The organism is Frisingicoccus sp., from assembly GCA_016298055.1.
In the GTDB taxonomy this organism is placed as follows: domain Bacteria; phylum Bacillota; class Clostridia; order Lachnospirales; family Lachnospiraceae; genus Frisingicoccus.
This window is the reverse complement of sequence record JAEDDO010000094.1, coordinates 1-7,092: the sequence shown is the minus strand read 5'-3', so window position 1 is coordinate 7,092 and position 7,092 is coordinate 1. Positions and strand designations below refer to the sequence as shown.

6 protein-coding genes are annotated in these 7,092 nt (G+C 44.0%); 1 reads left to right on the top strand and 5 read right to left on the bottom strand.

Features of this window, described 5'->3' with window-relative positions; translation table 11 throughout:
* Positions 1-23: 23 nt before the first annotated feature.
* Positions 24-692 (bottom strand): selenium cofactor biosynthesis protein YqeC, encoded by a 669-nt coding sequence (gene yqeC, locus QZZ35_RS07950; RefSeq protein ID WP_291236916.1) that lies wholly within the window; start codon positions 690-692, stop codon positions 24-26.
* A gap of 90 nt (positions 693-782) precedes the next feature.
* Here yqeC and QZZ35_RS07945 point away from each other — a divergent pair, with 90 nt between their 5' ends.
* Complete coding sequence (locus QZZ35_RS07945) at positions 783-1,490, top strand: DUF421 domain-containing protein (RefSeq protein ID WP_291236915.1); 708 nt, start codon at positions 783-785, stop codon at positions 1,488-1,490.
* Positions 1,491-1,494: 4 nt separating this feature from the next.
* Here QZZ35_RS07945 and QZZ35_RS07940 read toward each other — a convergent pair whose 3' ends face one another.
* The 4 genes from QZZ35_RS07940 to rpoN form a co-directional block, all read right to left on the bottom strand.
* Positions 1,495-2,454, bottom strand: a complete 960-nt coding sequence (locus QZZ35_RS07940; RefSeq protein WP_291236914.1) for a D-2-hydroxyacid dehydrogenase — start codon at positions 2,452-2,454, stop codon at positions 1,495-1,497.
* The gene (locus tag QZZ35_RS07935; protein ID WP_291236913.1) at positions 2,447-3,601 is read right to left on the bottom strand and encodes an alanyl-tRNA editing protein; all 1,155 of its coding nucleotides are present in this window, start codon (positions 3,599-3,601) and stop codon (positions 2,447-2,449) included. Before QZZ35_RS07935 ends, QZZ35_RS07940 begins: the two co-directional genes overlap by 8 nt.
* Positions 3,602-3,684: 83 nt before the next feature.
* Entirely contained in the window at positions 3,685-5,688 is a 2,004-nt protein-coding gene (locus tag QZZ35_RS07930; protein ID WP_291236912.1) for an alpha-amylase family glycosyl hydrolase, read from the bottom strand.
* Between the two features lie 19 nt (positions 5,689-5,707).
* Positions 5,708-7,072: an RNA polymerase factor sigma-54 gene (gene rpoN, locus QZZ35_RS07925; RefSeq protein ID WP_291236911.1), complete on the bottom strand. Its 1,365-nt coding sequence runs from the start codon at positions 7,070-7,072 to the stop codon at positions 5,708-5,710.
* Positions 7,073-7,092: the final 20 nt, after the last annotated feature.

Genomic DNA, 7,092 nt, shown 5'->3' with positions numbered 1-7,092 from the left:
ATAGATGCTGTTGCATTCTGTTCTTATTTTAAAGATGTAAGATAAGCCCTGATACCTTTTTCTCCTAAGATCTTTTTAGCTAATGATGCCTGATCAAGATTGTCAGTGTCATCCACCTGATTTAAAATAACTCTGTAATTCCAGGATATATCCACATTTTTTCGGAGTCCCCTTCGATCAGAAGCTATAAGAGCCAGATCTCCTCCTGTCAGAAGATGTTCACATCCGCACTCTAAAATGTCTGCCACCTTATCCGGCCGATGACATATCTCGCCCACCGGTTTTCCAAGGCAGGATATTCCCAAAACACCAAACACATGGGTCGTCTCTTCTCTAAGAACCGGTTCCCACGCTTCCGGCGCCTTGCAGGGCAATCCTTTCGATCCATCCGATTCAATGAGGACCGGAACTTTTCTCTGAAAAATCCGACGTATCTCATCTTCTTTCGGACTTCCCACTTTTCCGTCATTACCTGCCTGGCCTGCCTGAAAACCGTAAGGTCCAAAATCCATAGGCCACATATGGGTCGTCGTCATGATGATATGCGAAATTTTTCGGTCATTTAAGTTGGCAGAAAGCGCGCGGATCAGGCTCGTCTTCCCCCCGGCACCGACAACAGAGATCACAGGTGACCTTTGATCTTCAAAGCCCCACTCGGCCCAGAGATCATCCCGTCTTTTATATATTTTCATATCGTTTCTATCCTATTTTAACATATTTTTTTAAAGTTTAACACATACTATTCCCATAAAACCTGTTCTTCAGAAAAAAGGAGTTTTCTTATGAATATTTTATATATTGCAGCTCTTTCTTTAGGATCCATCGTCGAACTCCTTATATTATGCAGACTCATGGGTTATCGCCAGCTTTCCCAGATGAGTATGTTCGACTATGTAAACAGCATTACCATCGGAAGCATTGCCGCTGAAATGGCCACCTCTCTGGAAGATAATTTTCTCTATCCCATGACTGCCATGATCATTTATGCTGCCGCTGTCATTCTTCTGTCCTGGGGAAGTTCCAAATCCATCCGTATTCGCCGGATTGTCACAGGCAAACCTATTGTACTCCTGAACAAAGACAAGCTCTATGAAAAAAATTTCCGAAAAGCCAAAATCGACCTGAATGAATTTCTGACTCAGTGCCGGGTCAGCGGTTATTTTGACCTGTCTCAACTGGAATCGGCCATTCTTGAAGAAAACGGACGCATCAGCTTCCTCCCGAAGAGCGAGTACCGGCCCGCTACTCCTAAAGATCTTCATGTTCTGCCCATTAACGACTCTCTTGTCGCAAATATTATCATTGACGGCCATATCATGACCAAAAATCTGAAGGCTTCCGGAAAAGACGAACGGTGGCTCAAACATCAGCTCAGTACTCACGGTGTATCCGATGTCCGGGATGTTTTTCTGGCAACATGCGATCTGAATAATCAATTCAACGTGTATCTGCGCACACCATCCGATCAGGCACCGGATATTTTTACCTGATGCGTCACTGCACCTGATTGACAGGTTCACCTTTAAGAAAGGCTTTCAGATTTCGATTCATCTGGTCCATCAGACGCTGCCTTGTCTCACGGGGTGCCCATGCAATATGAGGTGTAATAAATATATTTTTTGCCTTAAGAAGCGGATTATCTTTTCGAATCGGTTCTGTTGAGGCCACATCCACACCGGCCGCACGGATCTTTCCGCTGTCAAGTGCTTCCCTGACATCCGTTTCGCAGAGCAGTCCGCCTCTTCCTGTATTTAATAAAATGACACCATCTTTCATCTTATCAATGGTATCTTTATTGATCATCTGATAATTGTCTTCTGTCAGAGGACAATGCAGACTGATAATGTCTGATTTTTCGTATATTTCCTCCATTGATGCCATATGGCAATGTTCTGTCTCAAGGGAAGCATCCGGTGTCCGGCGATAAGCTAAAACTTCCATGCCGAAAGCCTCGGCTTTCCGGGCGACAGACTGGCCAATAGCTCCGAATCCGACAATCCCTATTGTCTTACCGTTCAATTCATACATCGGTGTATTCCAGAAACAAAAATCCGGACAGGATGACCACTGTCCATTTTTCACTGCATCCGAATGCATTCCGACCCTGGATGTGATTTCAAGAAGCAGTGCCATTGTAAACTGGGCAACAGCCTCCGTTCCATAGGCAGGAATATTGGTAACAACAATGCCCCGTTCACCGGCAGTCTTTAAATCAACCACATTATATCCGGTGGACAGACAACCGATATAACGGATGGACGGACAGGACTCTATAACTTCTTTCGTGATCAGCGTCTTATTTGTCAGCACGATATCACAGTCACCGATACGTTTCACCACATCTTCTTTCCCTGTCCGGTCATATACTCTTACTTCACCCGTCTTTTCAAGTTCATTCCAGGACAGGTCTCCCGGGTTTAAAGTATATCCATCCAAAACTACGATTTTATGCATGCTGTTCAAACCATCCTTTTATTTCCTCAAAATTTCCGGACATGGTTCCCTGAATCATCTGTGGTGAACCACCGCCTTTACCTCCAAAAAGTTTCTGTATCTCCTGTCCCAGTGTTTTTGCACCGCCCCTTTTGTCTATAAGGACATAGCGTCTCTGACTGTCCGTGCCGCCGGACACAGCGAGAACTTTTTCTGCCCGTTCGGAAAGCATGTTGGCATATTCCCTCAGCTCATTACCCTTAAATTCATTTTCCTCCACGCATACAGCCTTTCCGGTAATCTCCTGAGCCTCCGCCTTTTTTTCCATGATTTCACGTTTCATCTGAACCATCGTATATTTAAGATCCCCGATTTCTTTTAAAAGCCGCTCGACAGCTCCGGTAATCTCTCCGGTTTTTGATGACAGAAGATGGGATATATCCACAACGCTCTCATGCTTATCCATATAATCTTCCAGTGCCCGGTTTCCTGCAAGCATAGCGATCCGGACACCGCCTTTGTAATTCTGAACGGAAAGAATTTTGATCAGACGTATCTCACCCGTCCTCAAAGGATGAGTTCCGCAGCAGGCACACCGGTCATAGCCCGAAATCTCCACGATTCGGACATCTCCGTCCAATTCTTTCTTGCTTCGATATTCCATCTGTTCCAGAACCCTTTTCTCCGGAATAAAAACCTGTATCGGAATATTGGCTTCGATGGCCCCATTGGCCTCTTTTTCAATTTCTTTTACCTGCTCCTTTGTCAGTTCTCCGTTAATGTCCAGCGTCACAGCCTCACTTCCCATATGAAAGCCCACATTATCATATCCATATTTACCGTGGATCAAGCCGGATACAATATGCTCTCCCGCATGATTCTGCATATTTGAAAAACGAAAATCCCAGTCAATCTTTCCGTGAACTTCACTCCCCACATTTAACATACGATCTCCGTAATGCCAGATCATGCCATCCTTTTCATGGGTATCTTTAATAAGTGCTTCACCGATCATTCCCCTGTCACCCGGCTGTCCGCCGCCTTCCGGAAAAAAAGCGGTCCGGTCAAGTAAAATGCGATATTGATCCTTTACCTGTTCACATGCCATGACCCGCGCATCAAATTCTCTAATATACGGGTCTGCTTCATATAATCGTTCAATTTTCATCTGTTTCTCCTGTACGTTTTTATAAAAATCAACTGTTTTCGCGCAAAAGGTCCAGAGTTCCCACTCTGGACCTTTTACAGCATTTATTTCTTCTTTTTCGAAGGAACTTTTTTAAAGACGATCGCCGTTCTGCTCGGAAGATATACTTTAAAACCAATACGTCCGTCTTCCTGCTTTTCGGCCGTATAGATCTGATGTCCGATCCGACCGTGGCCGCCAAACTGGAACTCATCTGTATCCATGAGAACCTGATAATCCCCTTTTTCGGTAACCGGAACAAAATATCCGTCAAAAGAATGGGTCGGATCAAAATTGAAGGCAAACACTGTTTTTGCCCTCTGGTACATTAATACCTTGTCTGACTGGTGTGTCCAGAGATTCTGCATCTTTCCGGATAACAGACGGGTCTTCCGTGCCATTTTGATCATAGCTGTCTCAAAAGCATTCAAATACTGATATTTGAGATCCGGATTATCGGCCAGACTCCACTGTCTTCGGCAATAATGATAGCTCCATCCATTACCCTCTCTAGGGAAATCGATCCATTCCGGATGTCCGAATTCATTTCCCATAAATGTCAGGTAACTTTCTCCGCCAAGACTCATCGTAATGAGACGAATCATCTTATGCAATGCCATACCACGGTCGATCACCATACTATGTTTATCTTTTGCCATGGACCAGTACATCTCCTGATCACAGAGGCGGAACATGATCGTCTTATCGCCTACAAGTGCCTGATCGTGGGATTCACAGTAACCGATGACTTTTTCTTTTGGACGGCGTCCGGTAAGTTCTCTCCATAAACTGCTCATATCCCAGAATTCATCTTTTGTTTCTTTTAAAATTTTAATCCACATATCCGGCTCACCCATGGCCAGTCTGTAGTCAAATCCAACACCGCCTTCTTCAATCGGAATACAAAGTCCCGGAAGTGCCGATGTATCCTCCGCGATCGTGATCGCATTCGGATTGACCTGACGTATCATCTCATTGGCAAGCTGAAGATATGTGACCGCCTCTGTATCCGTATTCATTGAGAAATACTTATCGTAATCCGTAAAGCTGGTTCCAAGACCATGATCACGGTAGAGCATGGAAGTCACGCCGTCAAAGCGGAAACCGTCAAAATGGAACTGGGTCTGCCAGTATTTTAAATTGGACAGAAGGAAATGAATGACTTCATTTTTTCCGTAATTAAAGCACTTTGTATCCCATGCGGCATGATATCCTCTTGGTCCCTCATGGAAAAACTGATAGGATGTACCGTCAAATTCATTAATACCTTCACGCGTATTTTTCGACGCATGGGAATGGACAACATCGAGAAGGACGGCAATGCCCATCTGATGTGCCGCATTGATCATATCCTTTAATTCTTCAGGTGTTCCGAATCTTGAAGATGGTGCAAAGAAGTTGGTCACCTGATATCCGAAGGACGCATAGTAAGGATGTTCCATGATCGCCATGACCTGAATCGTATTATATCCCAGTGCCTTCACTCTCGGAAGCACATTCTCCTTAAATTCTGTATATGTACCGACTTTCGGTTCTTCCTGGGCCATACCCACATGACATTCGTAAATGTAGAGGGTCTTTTCCGGCTTAAATTTAGCGTCTGTCCACCGGAAAGGTTCTTCTGCATCATGAATGGCTGCACTCCATCCGGTCGTCACCGGATCCTGCACCACATAATCCGCATATAAAGGAATACGATCCAGCTCTTTCCCATCATGTTCAACGATCGCCATCACACGCTGGCCATTCTTTAAAGCATCCTTTCCCGGAAGAAAGATTTCAAAAACGCCTCCGTCCTTTTTCTTCATTGGATGATTGTGTCTATCCCAGTCATTAAAATCACCTGTCAGATACATCTTGTCTGCTCCCGGTGCCCATTCCCGGTAATACCATCCATCCTCTGTCTTATGAAATCCATAAATCTCATATCCGTTTGCAAAGTCGGCCAGAGTCTCGCTTTCTTTCAGAAGTTCACTTTTTTTTCTGGCAAAATTGTTCATTCGAAGATCAAAATCATCCTCATAATACTGTTCCAATAATGGATCATACTCAAAAATCTTATATTTCATATACTTCCCCCATTTAAACCTAAAATTCTTTTCGTCCTCCGGCATCTTTGATACCCATCTCTTCACGATATTTTGCGACAGTTCTCCTGCTGATCTTCACGCCCCGTTCCACAAGACGTTCTGTGATGACTCTGTCAGAGAAAGGCTTCTTCTTGTCTTCCTCATCAATGATATCCATGATGCCTTTTTTCACCTGTTCTGTCGTAATCTTGTCCCCGCCGTTTTTTGAAGGAATGCTTTTAGAAAAGAAATAATTCATCGGAAAAATTCCCCAGGCACACTGAAGATATTTATCCCGAATCGCCCGGCTGACTGTTGATTCGTGTACCCCCATCATCTCCGCCACATCCTGCAGTCTGAGCGGCTTCATATGGCCTGTCCCCAGCTTAAAGAAAGGCTCCTGATAATCCACAATACATTTGGATACCCGCATTAATGTCGTATTTCTCTGACCGATGCAGCTCTGTATCCATTCGGCCTGACGTATCTTATCTGCAATATAATTCTCAGTTTCCTTTGAAGTTCCCCCTTCAAGGACCTGCCTGTAAAAATGATTGATGCCTACTCTCGGATATGTATATTCATTTAAAAGTATCTCATAATAATCAGCCAGTTTGACAACGGTCACATCCGGCGTAATGTATTTTAAATTTCCTCTGGCATCAAAACCACTGCCCGGCTTCGGATTTAATTCCCTTATATGTGCACAGGCATCGCTTACCTCCTCTATCGGACGTTTCATCTTCCTGCTGATAACATGAAGCTGGTTTTTTGCCAGTAATTCCAGATGATCGGATACAATCTTTCTGGCTGTCATATCCGGTTCTTTCTCCCGATCCAGCTGTATGAGCAGACACTCCCTTAAATTTCTCGCGCATACTCCCGGTGGATCCAGCGTCTGAAGCAGTTTAAGCTGTTCTTCAACAAAATCCACATCCGTATCGAACCGTCTGGCAATATCTGCAAGATCTTCTTCCATATAACCTTTAGAGTCCAGTGAATACACCATAAAATGAATCACATCATATTGAAGATCCGTCAGATCCTGTGTCAATAACTGATGCAATAAATACTGAGACAATTCCTCCCCTACATTTTCACTGTAATCCATCAACTGTTTATCTTCAGAATCTTCTCCGTATTCCTGTCTGGAATATATACGGTTTCTCTCATCAAGTGAATCCAGCCACTCCAGCTTTCGCACCAGATCCGAAGCCTTATCCGGCATCTCGTATCCTTCCTCTATGTCAACGACCGGATTTTCCAATGAAACTTCTTTAATATATTCATTCAACTCCTGGCAGCTCATCTGAAGTATTTCCATGGACTGTATCATTTTCTGAGATAATATCTGATTTTGAGTCAGCGATAATCGTATATCCATGATAAAACCACCTTATCTCT

Excerpts from the sequence above, each read along its gene's own strand:
- yqeC (WP_291236916.1), bottom strand. The coding sequence starts at position 692 with ATGAAAATATATAAAAGACGGGATGATCTCTGGGCCGAGTGGGGCTTT.
- QZZ35_RS07945 (WP_291236915.1), top strand. The coding sequence starts at position 783 with ATGAATATTTTATATATTGCAGCTCTTTCTTTAGGATCCATCGTCGAA.
- QZZ35_RS07940 (WP_291236914.1), bottom strand. The coding sequence starts at position 2,454 with ATGCATAAAATCGTAGTTTTGGATGGATATACTTTAAACCCGGGAGAC.
- QZZ35_RS07935 (WP_291236913.1), bottom strand. The coding sequence starts at position 3,601 with ATGAAAATTGAACGATTATATGAAGCAGACCCGTATATTAGAGAATTT.
- QZZ35_RS07930 (WP_291236912.1), bottom strand. The coding sequence starts at position 5,688 with ATGAAATATAAGATTTTTGAGTATGATCCATTATTGGAACAGTATTAT.
- rpoN (WP_291236911.1), bottom strand. The coding sequence starts at position 7,072 with ATGGATATACGATTATCGCTGACTCAAAATCAGATATTATCTCAGAAA.